We start from the raw sequence: 16,614 nt of genomic DNA on the forward strand, positions 1-16,614 counted from the left end.
ATTGAGTGTGCAAATTTAGGAAATTTGTTTCAAGTTTAGGGTTTAAAGTTTAAAGTTTCCGTGCTCTATTGTGAGATTATTTTGTTTAGAGAAAGAACCGCTTTTTAAATCCTAATCTATAAGTTCTCTTTCCAGGAAATAATTCACGATGGCTTCTTTCATCAAAACCGATTGTTCTCCTGCTTTTAAAGGCGGTAATTCCTCTTTTACTTTATAATGTGGCCAGCCTTCTTCGTCAAAAAATTCGAATTCATAGAATCCGTATGGCTCAAGCAATCTACAAATGGCGATGTGCATTAAGTTCAATTTTTCGTCTTTTTTATATTCTCTATGCACTTTCCCTAATTCCTGAACGCCGATTAAATAAATAATAGCGTCTAAGTCTAAATCTTCTCCTTGTGAAAATTGATTGGAAAGTATAGTTACAAGCTGTTCCCAGCGCTCTTTTAGTTGTACGTCTCTTGACATTTTATTGAATTATGAATTACAGATTATGAATTATTATACCAAAACCTATAAAATTATTTTTACAAAGATAAGAACTTGAAATTTGGCAATTGATAATCAACAATTCTTTTATATTTGCGCTTTTATTCGTTATTAAAATAGAATTATGAGTTTTTTGGATATTATTTTGGGTGGATTATTGGCGTATTCTTTTTACAAAGGAATTAGAAACGGTCTTTTTGTTGAATTAGCTTCATTGATTTCACTATTGGTCGGAATCTATTTTGCAGTCAAATTTTCTTCTTTTATGAAAGAAATTTTAGCTGGATTTCTGCATTGGAATCCCACTACCATTCAGGTCATTGCTTTCATACTTACTTTTGTCGTTATTGTTGCCGGAATATCATTCTTAGGAAAGTTCCTTACCAAGATAGCTGATTTTGCTTATTTAGGTTTACCAAACAAAATAGGCGGCGGTTTTTTCCGAGTACTGAAAACTGTTCTGATTTTAGGAATCGTTTTTAATGTTTTCGCCAAAATAAACTACAATAATTTTTTGGCCAAAAAAGAAACTTTGGACAAATCCTTATTCTATAATCCGATTCAAAAAACGGCTGGATTTATTTTTCCTTCGATTGAAAAATGGTACGACGGTATGAAAAAGAAGTAGATTTCAAATTGCAGTTGCCAGAATTCAGATTGTGCCATTCAAAACGGATTACTATTTCACTTCCTTAATGGTGCTGCTTTCAATCCAGCCTTCGGTCCCGTCAGTTAATTGGATTTTTTTCCAGTTTCCCAAAACTTGTTTTACGTACACTTTTGTTCCTTCATGAAGAATAAGAGTTGCAGGACTCGCTTTTTGCGGCTCGCCTTTTACTTCGGTAATTTCAGCAAAAATGATAGCTGGTCGTTCGTTTTCAAAATGACTTTTTTCGAAAATAGCTGCTGATACACTAATCAACAATAAAGAAACCAACACGAACATCCCGAAGAAAAATATACGTTTAAATAGCGCTGAATGCGAGAAATAATAGCCTATAAAAAATCCTAAAAACAATATCGCAAAAGCAACCGCAATCCACGCCCAAGTGTTATAATGGTATATGGCCGTGAAATCCCGAAGGAGTTTTGCAAAACCTACTTTTGGCACCACTTTAACCTCATCAATAGTTAGTTTTTGTGCAAATTTCAAGTTGTTGGCAATCTCACTATCATTCGGATTCAACACTAAAGCCTTTTCATAATTATAAATAGAAGGTGCTACTTTATTGAGCTTGTAATAGCTGTTGCCTAAATTAAAATACAATTCTGCAGAATGTTTATCCGATTTCAAAACACTTTCATAGGCCGCTATGGCTTGTTCGTATTTTCCTTTTTCGTATAATGCATTCCCTTTTTCAAAGCCATTTTGAGCAAAGAAAACTTGGGTGATTAATAAGAATATGTAAACTATATTTTTCATTTTGTTTGAATTATCAAGTGTCCTTTATGGTTAAACAATCTGTTTTTCCAATTCGGAAATGATCAAAACCGCTTTATCAAAATCCTGTTGAATACTGGTGCTTGAAGCTGGTGCATAACGTGCAAATTCACAATTTTCTGTCAATGCAATAAAATCATTCACCGCTTCCGGATTTGCTTTTCTGGATAATAACAGCTCTTGAATGTTGTCTTTACTCATTTCTGATGTTTCAATGTGCAACTTGGCTTTCAAGAAATTATGCATCGCTTTCTCGAGTGCAACATAAAACGGCTCTTTATTATTGATTTGTTTTTTGGCTTCAGATAAATATTTCTTGGCCAATCTGTTGTTCATTCTAACTCGGTTTCCAGTAATATCGCTATCGAATGCTTCTTTTTTCTTTCTGAATAACACAATTAAAGGCAGCATCAAGAAAGGAAAAAGCAACAATCCGTAAAATAAATTAGACCCTAGAAAATCTTCTTCATGCATTGGCAAAAGAGTACTTTTCAGCTTAATGAATTTAAATTGTTCGACTTTGGCAATTTTATTTTTGGCACCGCCTGCAGTGGCTACAGCGGTTGAATCTTCGGCTTCCGGTCCGTCGAGAACATTTATCATTATCTCTGACGAAGTAAGGGTTTTGTAGGTTCCCGAACCCAAATCAAAATAAGAAAACTGCATTGGTTTTATCGGATATTTTCCTTTGTATTGCGGAATAATCGTGTAACTGTCAGAAATTTTCCCAGCCATTCCTGACAAACCTGTAGTGACGCGTTCGTCGTGAACGGCATCATACATTTCGAGTGCATTCGGCACAACCGGTTTTGGCAAAGTAAACAATTTCATGTTTCCTCTACCGGTCACACTAACTACTAAGTCTAAACTTTCTCCGTTTTTTAAATTGGTTTTTGTTGGTATAACTTTAAAATCAAAATTACCAACTGCTCCCGAAAAATCATCTGGTTTTCCGGTTTCAGGAAGTGCTTTAACCGCTATTGTTTTCATTCCTGCCGAAACTCTTTTGTTTCCATCGGTCACAATAACTCGTCCGAACATATCTCGACGGTTACTTGGCAACTGCACATCAATGTCTAATGACAAGGGCTCTATGGAGAGTTTTCCTGATTTTTGAGGATACAAAACCGTTTTTCTCAACACGACGTAACGGTATTTCTGTCCTTTAAACATACCTTCTTCGGCAACTAATTGTTTGATGTCAATGTTTTGACTCCAGAAATCATTGTATTTTGGTTTGTTAAGTTCTCTCCAATTCGTAATCCCAATATTATAACTGAAATACAATTTATACACGACCGTAATGGGCTCATTGACAAACGGATTTGTTTTTGAAATATCCGCAACGAGATAAATATTATCGTCAGCAGATATTTGAGTTCCGTTCGGGTCATTTGGATCGTTAGGCTGCTGTATGGCAGCAGTTACGTTTATTTTTATAGGTGATGTTTTATAGATTTGCCCATTATATTCTATGGCAGCCTGCTTGATTACCAACGTTCCTTTTTGATTAGGCAATAGAAAATAAGAATAAATTTTCTCAAAAGAACTTCTTCCGTTTATCCACGACTGGCTTACTTGCTGGCTTGGCCCTGCAATAACTCTAAATCCTTCAAAATTGGGTTGTACAAAATTATCCCCATCTACATTCATCACAAAATCAACACGAAGCCTTTCGTTGAGGCCAAGTGTGGTTTTGCTTACTTTCGCCTCAAATTGTACTTGAGCCAAAAGTCCCTGAAAACTTAATAGTAATAGGATTATATATCTTTTCATTACTTGTTTAATCGTTTTTAATCTATTTTTTTAAAATTGACAATTCTAGAAGTCCTCTATATTACGTATTACCAATCTTTTTCCGTTTTTACCGGACTTCCTTTTACCTTTTGGGCATTTACTTTATTTTGAACTTTCTTTTCTTCATTATTTACTGCGTCCAGAAGACTTTGCAAGCGTTGAGGAGAAATTCCGCCAGGTGTTGGTTTTGGTTTTCCTTCATTTTTTGAATTCTCATCCTTTTTGCCATTTTCATCGGACTTGTCTTTGTCTTTATCGCCTTTGTCGTCTTTTTTATCTTTGTCCTTGTCGCCTTTATCGTTTTTCTTATCCTTATCGCCGTCTTTCTTGTCGTCCTTTTTATCGTCTTTCTTATCCTTATTTTTATCTTTATTCTTATCGTTTTTTGGCGGATTTTCTTTTAACATTTTTTTTGCCAAAGCATAATTGTAACGTGTCTCTTCATCCGAAGGATTGTTTCTCAACGCATTTTTATAGGCTTCAACAGCATTAGTATAATCTTTCTCTTTCATAAAAACATTTCCTAAATTATGAAATGCCTTATGTTTCTGAGGTCTTGATTTTAAGTTTTTGATGGCTTTTGCGTAAGCAAATTTAGATTCCGAAAATTGATTTTGTCTGTAAATGGCATTTCCTAAATTATAGGACGCAACCGTTCTGGCAGGAAATTTTGATTTTGAAATTCTATAATTAGCTTCAGCATCGACATAATTTTTAGCCCCAAAATCTTCATTGGCTTTAGGCAAAGCAACATCTTTTTCTTGAGCCGAAACGACCAAAGAAAACAATAATAAAACATATAGAACTAAATTTTTCATTCTCATTTTTAATTTTTAATTCCCGGAAAATGCTAAAATTACTCCGGAACTATTTACTCTTTGTCGTTAAACAAATTCAATTTTTTCACCCACTTCGTTTTGCGTTCCAAAAGAAAAACATCCAATAGCAATAAAACAAAAGCTATTCCCAAAAACCATTGAAATTGCGACTGAAAATCGGCCATTTGTGTAGCTTCAAATTCAGTTTTTTCAATATTATTCAATGCATTTTTAACATATTCTATAACTTCTTTCGTGTTGGCACCATTCACATAACCTCCTTTTGTAGCTTTTGCAATAGCTTTCAAACTTTCTTGGTTCAGTTTAGTAATCACCACTTCATTATTATTATCGCGCTTAAAACTTTCAACAACTCCATTTCTTTTCAAAGGAATTGTACCTCCTTTTTCGGTTCCTATACCAATGGTAATAATTTTAATTCCTAATTTATTAGCTTCTTCTGCAGCGGCTTCTGCACCTTCGGAATGGTCTTCTCCATCCGAAATCATAATCAGTAACTTACTCGTTTTTTTATCGTCAAAATATGTAGAAGACAATTTTATGGCTTCATCTAATGAGGTTCCAACGGATGAAACCATATCGGTATTCATGCTTTGCAGAAACATTTTGGCCACACTATAATCCGTTGTAATCGGTAAAACCGGAAACGAACTTCCAGCATACGCCACAATTCCTATTCGGTCATTTCCCAACTGATTGATAATCTGAGAAACAATTTGCTTGCTTTTGTCTAAACGATTGGGCGCCACATCTTCAGAAAGCATACTTTTAGAAACGTCAACAGCAAAAACAATATCAATTCCTTCTCGTTTTACGGTTTCCATTTTGGTTCCAATTTTTGGATTTACCAATCCCAAAATCAATCCGGTCATGGCCAAAAGTAACACCACTAATTTAAAAACCGGTTTAAAAACAGAACGTTCCGGACTTAGTTTTTTGACTAAATCCAAGTCACCAAATTCTCGTTGTTTTTTTCTTTTCCAATACATATTGAAAAGAAAAAGCAATACTACAATTGGCAGTATGAACAACAGGTATAAATATTTTTTTTCGTCTAATTCCATATTTCTTTAACCTCAAAGGTCATTAGATTTTTATATAAATGAGCGATAAACGGTGTTTCGCAATCCAATTTCTAACAACAATAAAAATCCGGCGAACCATACAAATGGTCTGAATTTTTCATCATAATCATAAAATTTCAATTCTTCGATTTCAGTAGTTTCCAGTTTGTTGATGGCTGCATAAATTTCGGCTAACTTATCATTGCTGGTGGCTCTAAAATATTTTCCGTCTGTTTTTCTGGCAATACTTTTCATCAATTGTTCATCGATTTCCACTTGCATCATTCGAAACATAAGCTGCCCGTTTGGACTTAATGCGTAGGGAGATGACGCCATTCCGTTAGTCCCAATTCCTATCGTATATACTTTTATTCCGTATTGTTTTGCAATATCCGAAGCGGTTTCAGGCTCAATAAAACCGGCATTATTCACACCGTCAGTCAAAAGAATAATCACTTTACTTTTGGCTTTACTCTCTTTCAATCTATTTACGGCTGTGGCCAATCCCATTCCAATTCCCGTTCCGTCTTGTAAAACCTGATCGTATTTAATACTTTTTATTGCCTCCAGAATAATCGCTTTATCACTCGTAACCGGCGTTTTTGTATACGCTTCCGAAGCATAAACTACAAGTCCGATTCGGTCATTTGGTCTTTCTACAACAAAATCAGCAGCCACTCTTTTCAGCGCTTCCATTCGGTTGGGTTTTAAATCTCTGGCCAACATACTTCCGGAAACATCGACTGCCATAACAATATCAATTCCTTTAGTCGTTTTGGTTTTATTGCTGATATCAACGGTTCTTGGTCTTGCCATTGCTACAATCAAAGAGCTTAATGCCAATAATCGAAGTACACCCAAAAAAGGCTGCAATCTGGCCAAAAGAGAATTAGACCCTTTAAATCCTTGAACAGAACTGATTTTTAATGTAGCCGTTTGCTGGTTTCTTTTCAAAAACAACCAGGCAACTGCGATTGGAATCAAAAGAAACAACCAAAAAAACTCTGGGTTTAAAAACGTAATCTTTGCCATTATTTACTTGCTTGTTTTAATTCAACCGAATTCAAAATTCGATCTGCTATTTCATTTCCGTAACGATCTCCTTCTGCGTGCAGAATGATAATTTGCTGCAATCCTTGCTCTTGTTTGAAATATAAAATTTCATAATACGCTTTTTCGCTCGTTTTATTTATTGGGTTAAGAATGGTCATTGTCCCGTACCCTTTTATCCCTTCAATGCCTTCGCCGGTTTGAAAATCTTCTTGTTTTACAATGATGTTTTGTGCGCCTTGGGATTCCATTAATTTCAAAGAACCTTCTAATGCTTTCGACAAATCAATTTCTACCGGATTTTTGAATGTACTGGTTGAAACCACAATATAAAAATTGTCTAACATGCTTCCGTATTGAAAAAATTGCATCTCTTTAATCAACGCCATTGTTTCTTTAGGTAACATTTTCTGAGTATCTACTCTTTTGAGGACTTTTGGCGTTTCAATTAAAACTGCAGGAGATCCGTATTCACTTTTCACCCATTCGCCTTCCAGTAATTCTTTTGTCGGATGACCAATTAAATTGTCTTTTACATAATCAAATCCTTTGGTCATAACCAAAAAAACAAGTAATCCGAATAGGATTCCAACAACAACTCCAACTGAAATTAAAATTCGGGAATTTCGTTTTTTTCGAAGCTGAATCCGAATCTGATTTTGCCTTTGTGCCTCATTCAACAGAATATCTTCTTCGATAGGAACTTCAATAGGAATGGATTTATCTAAAGTAAGAATCGCTTTTTGAATCTTATTTCTGTCCTCGGTAATTTCGAAATCTAATGGTTTTGACTTGGCAAATTTTACTAAATCGGCTTGTTTCAACACCCGTTCTAAGTTTTCGATAGTTTCTTGGGAAAGCGCCATTTTCTTTTTTACAGATGCGGCCCGAAGTCCCAGAATCAATTCCGAAGTTGTGCTTTCCATTGCCGGAATTTCAATCGCTTCTTCGATATAATTTCGGGTTATATCCGTCAATTCGCTGTAATATGCTTTGACTTCTCCTTTTTGCCAAAGCTCTTTTTTCTCTAAAGTTTGGAGTAAACTCGTGGCTTTTTCTATGGGTGTTTTGAATATTTCGGCTTCAATTTTTTTCTTTTGCTGTTTTTTAATGTACCAATACAAGAATGCGCCAACACCAAGTAGTAATGCCAGTACCAAAAGGTATTTCCACCAATCTCCAATCTGATTTTCTGACTTAACAATATCCTTGATGTCATACATTTTTTGTTGTAATGTATCGACTTTTACATTGGCCACTTCAACCAAAAGAGAATCTGATAAAAAGGGTTTGCTATTAATCAAAATCTTCACGCTCGGAATCGTGTATCTTCCGGAATCAAACTGGGTTAATCCGTATTTTTTGATTAATTCATAACGGTCGTTTTTCTTGATTGTATCAATTGGGTACGACATAATCACTTCGAGCGCGCCTATATTTTTCAAATTAGGAAAAACCACTTTCGAAGCCGTATCGACTGATGTTTTCAAAGTTAATTTGAACTCAGCGCCAATTTTATTTTTAATAGTGTCAATACTTGTCACTACTTGTTTTTGTTGCGCAAAAACAACTGAGGAAAGCAGCAATAATAGTAGGTAAAGTCTAATTTTCATTTTTTATTGGGTTAACCTTTTCCGTTTTTTTAACTCTAAAAAGGTTGTAAATGGTATCATCTCGATTTAAAATAGCCTAATAATTTAGTCACATAACTTTCGTCAACTCTTGTGTTTACAACTCCTGAACCTGATTTTCTGAAAGTTTCCTTAAAATAATTGACCTTATCGTGATAGTATTTCTCGTAATTTATTCGGACTGATTTTGAACCTGTGTTCACTAATTTTGTTTCACCGGTTTCGGCATCAAGCATGGAAACCATTCCTAAGTTTGGCATTTTTTCTTCCCGAATATCATACACTCGAATGCCTGTAATATCATGTTTCTTAGCCGCAATTTTCAACGTCTGTTCGTAATCTTCCGACATGAAATCAGAAATAACAAATACAATCGCTTTCTTTTTTTGGGTTCCGGACAAAAATTTCAAGGCTTGCGCAATATCTGTTTTATGGCTTTTGGGTTGAAATTCTATCAGTTCTCGAATGATGCGCAATACATGTGATCTTCCTTTTTTTGGCGGAATATACAATTCGATTTCATCTGAAAACAAGATCAATCCAATTTTGTCATTGTTTTGGGTAGCCGAAAAAGCCATTGTTGCAGCAATTTCAGTAACAATATCTTTTTTGAATTGATTTTTGGAACCAAAACTTTCAGAGCCGGAAATATCAACCATTAACATCATGGTCAATTCGCGTTCTTCCTCAAAAACTTTTACATGCGCTTCATTGTATCGTGCGGTTACGTTCCAATCAATGGCACGAATATCGTCTCCATACTGGTATTGACGCACTTCGCTAAAAGTCATTCCGCGTCCTTTGAACGAGGTATGGTATTCACCCGAAAAGATATGATCGCTCAATCTTCGGGTTTTGATTTCTATTTTTCGTACTTTTTTTAAAAGCTCTTTTGTATCCATTTTTATAGTAATTAGTGAGAAGTGAGTGGTGAGTAGCAACCAAAAAAGGCTAATTACTATTCACTTTTTACTATTCACTTTTACGGTACTTCAATTTCGTTTACGATTTTATTAATGATATCCACCGAAGTAATATTTTCGGCTTCAGCTTCATAAGTCACACCAATTCTATGACGCAAAACATCATGAACTACAGCGCGAACATCTTCTGGAATTACATATCCGCGACGTTTAATAAAAGCATAACATTTTGCTGCATTTGCTAAATTGATACTTCCACGAGGTGAAGCTCCAAACCCGATTAAAGGTTTCAAATCAGCTAATTTATATTTCTCCGGATAACGAGTGGCAAAAACGATATCTAATATGTATTTTTCAATTTTTTCATCCATGTAAACCTCACGAACGGCTTCTTGCGCACGCAAAATTTGCTCTACAGAAACCACTTGATTTACTTTATCGTAACTTCCTTTTAAATTCTGACGAATCACCAATCGTTCTTCGTCCATTTTTGGATAATCAATTACAGTTTTCAACATAAAACGATCGACTTGTGCTTCGGGAAGTTGGTAAGTTCCTTCTTGCTCGATTGGGTTTTGTGTAGCCAAAACTAAAAATGGGCGGTCTAACTTAAAAGTGGTATCGCCAATGGTCACTTGTTTTTCCTGCATGGCTTCCAAAAGTGCCGATTGTACTTTGGCTGGCGCACGGTTAATCTCATCGGCTAAGACGAAATTGGCAAAAATAGGTCCTTTTTTTATCGAAAATTCATTTTGCTTGATGTTGTAAATCATCGTTCCCACTACATCTGCAGGCAATAAATCCGGTGTAAACTGGATTCTGCTGAACGATCCATTTATAGCTTGTGAAAGGGTATTAATCGCCAGTGTTTTGGCCAATCCCGGAACACCTTCTAATAATATGTGACCTTGACCTAAAAGCCCAATTAATAAACGTTCGACCATGTGTTTTTGACCCACAATAACTTTGTTCATTTCCATAGTAAGGAGGTCTATAAAAGCACTCTCTCTTTCAATTTTTTCATTAATCGCTCTAATGTCTAAAGTCGTTGTATTTTCTTCCATTTTTTAATTTTTAAAACCCTGAATTTGATGCTTAGCTTTTGAGAGTGCAAATTGAATTTTTTTTTAGAAGTAAGATGTTAAAAAATGGTTAAAACTTCCACGAAATCCCTAATTTTAAGGACGAATTATGATACAATTTGTCTATTTTTAAGAACTTTGAAAAATACCCTTCAAAATTGAAGAATTATGAATTTGAATAAATAATAAAAGCCATGACTAAAACAACATTATCGCCTATTATAGCTGGCGCTATGAATTGGGGAATTTGGGATAAAAATCTCAATACTAAAGAAATGAAGAATATGATTCATCTTTGTTTAGAAAATAAAATTACCACCTTTGACCATGCCGATATTTACGGTTCCTATACTACTGAATCTGAATTTGGAAAAGCATTTGCTTCAAGCAAAATTGAAAGAGAAAAAATGCAGCTCATTTCAAAATGCGGCATTCAAATGAAAGCAGAAAGCAGACCTACAAAAATTAAACATTATGATTATTCAAAAGAATATATCATCTGGTCTGTCGAAAATTCATTGAAAAATTTGCAAACAGATTATTTAGATGTGCTTTTGTTGCACAGACCGAGTCCGTTAATGCAAGCTGATGAAATTGCAGAGGCGGTTTCAAAATTAAAATCCGAAGGAAAAATTATTGATTTTGGTCTTTCTAATTTCACTACCTCACAAACCGAACTGATTCGTCAGAAAACGGAAATCAGCTACAATCAGATTTCTTTTTCGGCCACTAATTTTGAGCCAATGCTAAACGGAAGTTTTGATTATATGCAAATACACAATATTCGTCCCATGTCTTGGAATCCTCTGGGAAGTGTTTTCAGACAAGAAAATGAGCAGACACATCGATTGAGAAAATTGTTAGCCACACTGGTTTCAAAATACGAATTTGGCTCTGATACTATTTTACTTTCTTGGATTTTACAGCATCCCGCAAAAGTAATTCCTATTGCCGGAACAGTAAATGTTGCCCGAATTCAATCCTTAATGAAAGCAACCGAATTAAAATTAGATAAAGAGGACTGGTTTGCCATCTGGACAGAAAGTGCAGGAAATGAAGTTCCTTAAAAACAGGTTTCAGATTACAATTTGAAAAACAAAAAACACAAACATAAAGGCATCAAACAGGACAACAAATCATGAATAAAACAGCTTTAGTAACTGGTGCAACCAGCGGAATCGGAAGAGCAACAGCGCGAATATTAGCTAAAAATAATTACAAAATTATTCTCTGCGGACGCCGTGAAGACCGATTGACAGCATTAGAAAAAGAACTTTCTGAATACACTGAAATCCACACTTTGTCATTTGATGTTCGGGATAAAAAAGCGGTTTTTGAAAGCATTAATTCGTTACCGGAAGCATTTTCAACAATTGATATTTTGATTAATAATGCCGGAAACGCACATGGTTTAGATCCGATACAAACCGGAGATTTAGACGATTGGGATGCGATGATTGACATTAATGTAAAAGGACTTTTGTATGTCTCGAAAGCGATAATACCGCAAATGATAGAACGAAAATCAGGTCATATTATCAACATTGGTTCTATTGCCGGAAAAGAAGTTTATCCGAACGGAAATGTGTATTGCGCATCAAAACATGCTGTTGACGCACTGAATCAAAGCATGCGTATGGACTTAAATCCATACGGAATTCGGGTTGGCGCAATTCATCCCGGAATGGTCGAAACGGAATTTAGTGAAGTGCGTTTCAAAGGCGATACGGACCGGGCTTCAACTGTTTATAAAGACATTAAAGCCTTACAAGCAGAAGATATTGCTGATATTATTTACTTTGTAGTTTCCAGACCGTCTCATGTAAATATCGGTGATTTGGTTGTGTTTCCAACGGCACAAGCTTCTGCCACAATTGTGAACAGAACATTAGACTTATAGATTGCAGGCCGTTCGATTTTAGAAAAAAACTTTTAAAATTAAACGGCCTAAAATCAACAAAATCCCAAAAATGATTAACAAACGCTTATTAATTAAAAACCTTTTGGCTCACAATGATGAGAGCAGTTTTTATGATAAAAAGCGCCAGTTAAATTTACATTCCAGAGAAGGAAAAGCAAAATTTTTGAAACATATTTGTGCGTTATCCAACTCGAATCCTGCTAACAATTCCTATATAGTTGTAGGTGTTGAAGATCAAGATAACAGCATAGTAGGCGACGACTTTTTTGACGACAGTCGCATACAGAATTTAGTAAATGCTTTCCTGGAAAATCCTCCGAAGATTCAATACGAAAATGTACCTTTTCCTAATTTGCCCAAAGATAAAGTCATAGGATTGGTAACCATTAAACCCAAAAGCAAAACATCTTTTTTCAAAAAAGGGATTCATACAATTCCTGCCAATAGTGTTTTTATACGACGCGGCAGCAATACAATGCCGATTGAAGGAGAAATCGAGAAGAATTACCAAAATACAGAAACCGTTATTGGCATCGAAAATAATTCAAGAAACAGCATCGAATATACACTGGATGGCGTGATTGATTTTATGAATTTTCGACATAAAGATATGGCTCCAAAGTACAAAGTATTCAAAGAATTATTTGTCATATGTTGGGCCGGAATTGCGAAAAAATCTCGAGATAAAATCTATTTATCGCGCGTGGATATTGAGTTAATTAACGAACAAATTAAATTATTTTATTCTGCTCAGGATGTGGTTGAAATTACTTTTAACGATGACACTTTCACTATTATTGAGTACGTTCCGTTAGGGTTAAATGATAAAACTAGTTACTATCCGCTGGAGCAGCAAACGATTCATTTTCATGACAATGGCTATTACAAAATAGACCGTGAAATGCTTTTTGAACCGCCGGCTTTTAATAAAAAAATGTTGTTTCACATTTACAATACCAATATTTCTTTGCTTAAAAAACTCGAAAAAGGACTTACACTAAACGAACGCGAACGCAAGGATTTAGACAATCTGCCTTCAACTTTTATGATTTGTTACCTCAACGGATTTGATGAAGCCAAACAAAAACTGATTGACGCCAAAACACTTTTAAAACCGTACACACAAGTCTATTTATCGTTTAAGGAAGCGTTGCGAATTTTGAGGAAGATGAAATATGATGTACAGTAACTTATTGACATCCGGCATCTTTATTTATTTTGAAAATAAAGCGCTTTTGCCCGATTTAAATCTACTGGTTTATTTAAAGGGATTTCTAAAAAATAATTTAATTGCCATTTCTGCGTTTTTTGCGCTTGTTTATTTTTTGTTTGATCCCAAGACGGATATACGCGAATGGCCCGTTTGCCTTCTCTTGAACCTGTAGTAATAATTCCATGTTGGGAAAGTACTTCTTTAGAAAATACAAATTGACCAAAATTAGTTTCCGTTCTGGTATTGATAATAAATAAATCGACTGCATCCGAAAAGTCAAACGGTTCAATTGGGCCATTTGCAATTCGTTTCCATAAAGTGACAAACTGACCCGTTTTGGTAGGAGTTATTTTTGCCTCCCGAAAAAGCATTTTAAATCGGGAAAGTTCAAATCGGAATGCACTGTAGGCAACACTTTCTGTTTCTGCCATTGGGTTTAAAAGTTGAAGACCAAGCAGGTCAAATACTCTTTCTTTAGTCTCAATTAATGGCACAGGAATTTGGTTCATCGACACGAATATGAATTTGGGTTGTACTCAAAAATTATTGCAGGGGACAATCAGTACAATTTAAAAAAAATAAATTATCTGACTAAAACGACAATAACCAAGCCACTATTTCATTCAATATACGGAACATAAAACTGGTCAATAAGAATAACAAAGCGAGAATTGCATTCATAATATACGGGTTTAAGTTTTGTGTAAATCTAACCTAATATTCAATAGCAAACAATCACTAAATTTAGTGATATTTTATCATCGCTTAATTTCAATATTTTTTTGAAATATAATTGCAAAAAGCATTCGTTATACATTCGAATAGAGAAATTTACAATCAGTAAATTTTAAATAAAAAAATTAAAAAATCGCCGCTTTTCCCCTATTTTTGCAAAACAATAATTTGAGATTTATTACATGAGAACACTCGTTATAGGCGATATTCACGGCGGTTTGCGCGCGTTGCATCAAGTTTTGGAAAGAGCCAAAGTAACCCCAAAAGACAAACTGATTTTTTTGGGAGATTATGTTGACGGCTGGAGTCAATCCCCGCAGGTAATCAATCTTTTGATTGCTATGAAAACTACGCACAACATTATTTGCATTCGAGGCAATCATGACGATTTATTGTTGGAATGGCTCAATGACAGCAAAGATAATTTGCAGTGGTATCAACATGGCGGCGAAGCTACCGTTTTAGCATATGAATCCGTTAGTTCCGAAACTAAAAAAAAACATATTGAATTCCTTAAATCTTTAGATAATTATCATTTGGATGAAGAAAACCGATTGTTTATTCACGCCGGTTTTACCAACATGAACGGAATTGATTATGAGTATTTTCCAAAGCTTTTTTATTGGGACAGAACTTTATGGGAAACCGCATTGGCTTTGGACAAAAACATAAAAAAAGACGATTTGTTTTATCCAAAACGATTTACACTTTACAAAGAAATCTATATTGGCCACACCCCGGTTTCGAGAATTGGAGAAACAACTCCGGTGCAAAGAGCCATGATTTGGAATGTTGATACAGGTGCAGCATTCAAAGGCCCACTAACAATTATGGATGTTGACACTAAGGAATTTTGGCAGAGCGAACCCTTAAATCATTTGTATTTTGACGAAAAAGGAAGGAATTAAATATATTAAACTATTTTTGTTCCCAAACTTTTAACCCCCATTACAATGAAAAAACTTATTTCATTAGCACTATTATTATCTTTTGGATTCATGAGTGCACAAGCTTTTAAAGGAAAAGGCGATGCTAAATTTAATGTTGGAGCGACGCTTCAAAACGGCGGAACCGGAATTCAATTATCAACTGATTTTGGACTTGGAGAAAATTTATCTTACGGATTTTCAACAGGATATTTATTAGGTGTGGACGAAATTTTAGGAGACAAGCCAGAATTCAAAGATCGTTTTGATGCTAAATTCAGAATCAATGCAAATCTTGGAAATGTGCTGAAAATAGATGAAAAACTGGACGTTTATCCTGGTTTGAGTTTGAGTTTAAAGAACTTTGGAGGACATGTTGGTGTGCGTTATTTCTTCACCGATGGTTTTGGTGTTTATTCTGAAGCCGCTTTCCCAATAGCAAAATATGATAACAACAATGCAGTTTTTAATCATTTAAATAACCAATTTAGTTTTAATATTGGCGCTTCGTTTAACATGTAAAATTGATTTACCGTTTATAAAAAAAGCGTTCGCCTTTATTGACGAACGCTTTTTTTGTTTTAATATTGATTTGTTTTACTTGCTAACAGAAATTTTCCAATCAGCTCCGCTGTAAATTTTATGTTTTTGAGAAAAATTACCCTGATTTACTGCTATTGCGAAATTCAAAAGGCTGTTGAAATAACAAACATCGGTTCCAACCGCAACCTGACCAAAAGTATTAACCAACTGCAATTGTCCTTCGTAAACTTTTTCGGTTCCATTGAAAATTTGAATTTTAACTAAATCACCTGGTTTTACGTCTAAATTACTGAATGTCTTTTTATCAATATTTGTCCAAACATTTCCGTATTGAATATCTAATATTGGAATTCCCCCTTTGATAATTCCTTTTTCGAAAACTGGTTTTTGGTAGGCTATTTTTTCCACTTCATTTGGTAATTTCGGCCCTACTTCTTCAAAAGTAATCTTTTTTGAAGCCAAACGCGCTCCTGTAAAAGCATACACATCGCGACCATGAAAAGTATACGATTCGTTAGAATTTGCGCGACGGTTTTTTACCTCATCGATTTCTCTTATTTCTTGAATTCCCAACTGTTCTGCAATTAATGTCAATGTTCCGTTATCCGGAGTAACAAAATAATGTCCCGATTTAGTAAGCAAAACAACTGAATGCCTTGAAGTCCCAACTCCTGGATCACAAACAGAAACAAAAACAGTTCCTGCAGGATAATATTGAGCTGTTTGTGATAAGCGATAAGCTGCTTCCCAAATATTATATGCCGGAATTTCATGAGTTAAATCAAATATTTTGATATCAGTAGAAACGCCCATAGCTACGCCTTTCATTGCAGATACCGCTCCGTCTTTAGTCCCAAAATCAGATTGAAAAACCAACACGTTGTTCTGTGAAAAACCCTGAAAAGTTAGCGCACACAAAAAGAATAATAATCGTAATTTCATTTTTTTACATTTTAATTT

At 34.9% G+C, this 16,614-nt stretch carries 17 protein-coding genes; 6 read left to right on the forward strand and 11 right to left on the reverse strand.

What is annotated here, in order from left to right; translation table 11 throughout:
• Positions 1-111 precede the first annotated feature (111 nt).
• The gene (locus tag O6P34_RS03985; RefSeq protein ID WP_269686034.1) at positions 112-468 is read right to left on the reverse strand and encodes a hypothetical protein; all 357 of its coding nucleotides are present in this window, start codon (positions 466-468) and stop codon (positions 112-114) included.
• 145 nt (positions 469-613) lie between these two features.
• Here O6P34_RS03985 and O6P34_RS03990 point away from each other — a divergent pair, with 145 nt between their 5' ends.
• The gene (locus O6P34_RS03990) at positions 614-1,117 is read left to right on the forward strand and encodes a CvpA family protein (protein ID WP_269686035.1); all 504 of its coding nucleotides are present in this window, start codon (positions 614-616) and stop codon (positions 1,115-1,117) included.
• 51 nt (positions 1,118-1,168) lie between these two features.
• On the opposite strand, the gene O6P34_RS03995 is transcribed toward O6P34_RS03990, so the two are convergent.
• The 8 genes from O6P34_RS03995 to O6P34_RS04030 all read right to left on the reverse strand — a co-directional run bounded on the left by O6P34_RS03995 (position 1,169) and on the right by O6P34_RS04030 (position 10,298).
• Positions 1,169-1,912: a tetratricopeptide repeat protein gene (locus tag O6P34_RS03995; RefSeq protein ID WP_269686036.1), complete on the reverse strand. Its 744-nt coding sequence runs from the start codon at positions 1,910-1,912 to the stop codon at positions 1,169-1,171.
• A gap of 30 nt (positions 1,913-1,942) precedes the next feature.
• Entirely contained in the window at positions 1,943-3,706 is a 1,764-nt protein-coding gene (locus tag O6P34_RS04000; protein WP_269686037.1) for a BatD family protein, read from the reverse strand.
• Positions 3,707-3,774: 68 nt separating this feature from the next.
• Complete coding sequence (locus tag O6P34_RS04005; protein WP_269686038.1) at positions 3,775-4,545, reverse strand: tetratricopeptide repeat protein; 771 nt, start codon at positions 4,543-4,545, stop codon at positions 3,775-3,777.
• Between the two features lie 53 nt (positions 4,546-4,598).
• A complete protein-coding gene (locus tag O6P34_RS04010; protein ID WP_269686039.1) occupies positions 4,599-5,630 on the reverse strand; it encodes a VWA domain-containing protein in 1,032 nt (343 codons plus the stop codon).
• 30 nt (positions 5,631-5,660) lie between these two features.
• Positions 5,661-6,662 (reverse strand): vWA domain-containing protein, encoded by a 1,002-nt coding sequence (locus O6P34_RS04015; protein ID WP_269686040.1) that lies wholly within the window; start codon positions 6,660-6,662, stop codon positions 5,661-5,663.
• On the reverse strand, positions 6,662-8,293 hold the full coding sequence (locus O6P34_RS04020) for a hypothetical protein (RefSeq protein ID WP_269686041.1): 1,632 nt from the start codon (positions 8,291-8,293) through the stop codon (positions 6,662-6,664). The genes O6P34_RS04015 and O6P34_RS04020 overlap by 1 nt, the downstream gene beginning before the upstream one ends.
• 56 nt (positions 8,294-8,349) lie before the next feature.
• The gene (locus tag O6P34_RS04025; RefSeq protein ID WP_269686042.1) at positions 8,350-9,213 is read right to left on the reverse strand and encodes a DUF58 domain-containing protein; all 864 of its coding nucleotides are present in this window, start codon (positions 9,211-9,213) and stop codon (positions 8,350-8,352) included.
• Between the two features lie 80 nt (positions 9,214-9,293).
• Positions 9,294-10,298 carry an AAA family ATPase gene (locus tag O6P34_RS04030; protein ID WP_269686043.1) on the reverse strand — a complete coding sequence of 335 codons (1,005 nt, stop codon included), beginning with the start codon at positions 10,296-10,298 and terminating at the stop codon, positions 9,294-9,296.
• A gap of 212 nt (positions 10,299-10,510) precedes the next feature.
• On the opposite strand from O6P34_RS04030, the gene O6P34_RS04035 reads away from it, so the two are divergent.
• The 3 genes from O6P34_RS04035 to O6P34_RS04045 all read left to right on the forward strand — a co-directional run bounded on the left by O6P34_RS04035 (position 10,511) and on the right by O6P34_RS04045 (position 13,426).
• On the forward strand, positions 10,511-11,383 hold the full coding sequence (locus tag O6P34_RS04035; protein ID WP_269686044.1) for an aldo/keto reductase: 873 nt from the start codon (positions 10,511-10,513) through the stop codon (positions 11,381-11,383).
• Between the two features lie 71 nt (positions 11,384-11,454).
• Complete coding sequence (locus O6P34_RS04040; RefSeq protein ID WP_269686045.1) at positions 11,455-12,216, forward strand: SDR family NAD(P)-dependent oxidoreductase; 762 nt, start codon at positions 11,455-11,457, stop codon at positions 12,214-12,216.
• 70 nt (positions 12,217-12,286) lie between these two features.
• Positions 12,287-13,426: an ATP-binding protein gene (locus tag O6P34_RS04045; protein ID WP_269686046.1), complete on the forward strand. Its 1,140-nt coding sequence runs from the start codon at positions 12,287-12,289 to the stop codon at positions 13,424-13,426.
• A gap of 20 nt (positions 13,427-13,446) precedes the next feature.
• Here O6P34_RS04045 and O6P34_RS04050 read toward each other — a convergent pair whose 3' ends face one another.
• On the reverse strand, positions 13,447-13,959 hold the full coding sequence (locus O6P34_RS04050) for a MepB family protein (RefSeq protein ID WP_269686047.1): 513 nt from the start codon (positions 13,957-13,959) through the stop codon (positions 13,447-13,449).
• A gap of 408 nt (positions 13,960-14,367) precedes the next feature.
• On the opposite strand from O6P34_RS04050, the gene O6P34_RS04055 reads away from it, so the two are divergent.
• Positions 14,368-15,093: a metallophosphoesterase family protein gene (locus O6P34_RS04055; protein ID WP_269686048.1), complete on the forward strand. Its 726-nt coding sequence runs from the start codon at positions 14,368-14,370 to the stop codon at positions 15,091-15,093.
• Positions 15,094-15,138: 45 nt separating this feature from the next.
• Entirely contained in the window at positions 15,139-15,633 is a 495-nt protein-coding gene (locus O6P34_RS04060; protein WP_269686049.1) for a DUF6646 family protein, read from the forward strand.
• A gap of 75 nt (positions 15,634-15,708) precedes the next feature.
• Here the strand turns inward: O6P34_RS04060 and O6P34_RS04065 are convergent, their stop codons facing one another.
• Positions 15,709-16,596: an SAM hydrolase/SAM-dependent halogenase family protein gene (locus O6P34_RS04065; RefSeq protein ID WP_269686050.1), complete on the reverse strand. Its 888-nt coding sequence runs from the start codon at positions 16,594-16,596 to the stop codon at positions 15,709-15,711.
• Between the last annotated feature and the right edge of the window lie 18 nt (positions 16,597-16,614).

It is taken from the genome of Flavobacterium lacustre (genome assembly GCF_027474525.2).
In the GTDB taxonomy this organism is placed as follows: domain Bacteria; phylum Bacteroidota; class Bacteroidia; order Flavobacteriales; family Flavobacteriaceae; genus Flavobacterium; species Flavobacterium lacustre.

What these genes read in the sequence shown, in the direction of transcription:
- O6P34_RS03985 (WP_269686034.1), bottom strand. Translation starts at nt 468, where the DNA reads ATGTCAAGAGACGTACAACTAAAAGAGCGCTGGGAACAGCTTGTAACT.
- O6P34_RS03990 (WP_269686035.1), top strand. Translation starts at nt 614, where the DNA reads ATGAGTTTTTTGGATATTATTTTGGGTGGATTATTGGCGTATTCTTTT.
- O6P34_RS03995 (WP_269686036.1), bottom strand. Translation starts at nt 1,912, where the DNA reads ATGAAAAATATAGTTTACATATTCTTATTAATCACCCAAGTTTTCTTT.
- O6P34_RS04000 (WP_269686037.1), bottom strand. Translation starts at nt 3,706, where the DNA reads ATGAAAAGATATATAATCCTATTACTATTAAGTTTTCAGGGACTTTTG.
- O6P34_RS04005 (WP_269686038.1), bottom strand. Translation starts at nt 4,545, where the DNA reads ATGAAAAATTTAGTTCTATATGTTTTATTATTGTTTTCTTTGGTCGTT.
- O6P34_RS04010 (WP_269686039.1), bottom strand. Translation starts at nt 5,630, where the DNA reads ATGGAATTAGACGAAAAAAAATATTTATACCTGTTGTTCATACTGCCA.
- O6P34_RS04015 (WP_269686040.1), bottom strand. Translation starts at nt 6,662, where the DNA reads ATGGCAAAGATTACGTTTTTAAACCCAGAGTTTTTTTGGTTGTTTCTT.
- O6P34_RS04020 (WP_269686041.1), bottom strand. Translation starts at nt 8,293, where the DNA reads ATGAAAATTAGACTTTACCTACTATTATTGCTGCTTTCCTCAGTTGTT.
- O6P34_RS04025 (WP_269686042.1), bottom strand. Translation starts at nt 9,213, where the DNA reads ATGGATACAAAAGAGCTTTTAAAAAAAGTACGAAAAATAGAAATCAAA.
- O6P34_RS04030 (WP_269686043.1), bottom strand. Translation starts at nt 10,298, where the DNA reads ATGGAAGAAAATACAACGACTTTAGACATTAGAGCGATTAATGAAAAA.
- O6P34_RS04035 (WP_269686044.1), top strand. Translation starts at nt 10,511, where the DNA reads ATGACTAAAACAACATTATCGCCTATTATAGCTGGCGCTATGAATTGG.
- O6P34_RS04040 (WP_269686045.1), top strand. Translation starts at nt 11,455, where the DNA reads ATGAATAAAACAGCTTTAGTAACTGGTGCAACCAGCGGAATCGGAAGA.
- O6P34_RS04045 (WP_269686046.1), top strand. Translation starts at nt 12,287, where the DNA reads ATGATTAACAAACGCTTATTAATTAAAAACCTTTTGGCTCACAATGAT.
- O6P34_RS04050 (WP_269686047.1), bottom strand. Translation starts at nt 13,959, where the DNA reads ATGAACCAAATTCCTGTGCCATTAATTGAGACTAAAGAAAGAGTATTT.
- O6P34_RS04055 (WP_269686048.1), top strand. Translation starts at nt 14,368, where the DNA reads ATGAGAACACTCGTTATAGGCGATATTCACGGCGGTTTGCGCGCGTTG.
- O6P34_RS04060 (WP_269686049.1), top strand. Translation starts at nt 15,139, where the DNA reads ATGAAAAAACTTATTTCATTAGCACTATTATTATCTTTTGGATTCATG.
- O6P34_RS04065 (WP_269686050.1), bottom strand. Translation starts at nt 16,596, where the DNA reads ATGAAATTACGATTATTATTCTTTTTGTGTGCGCTAACTTTTCAGGGT.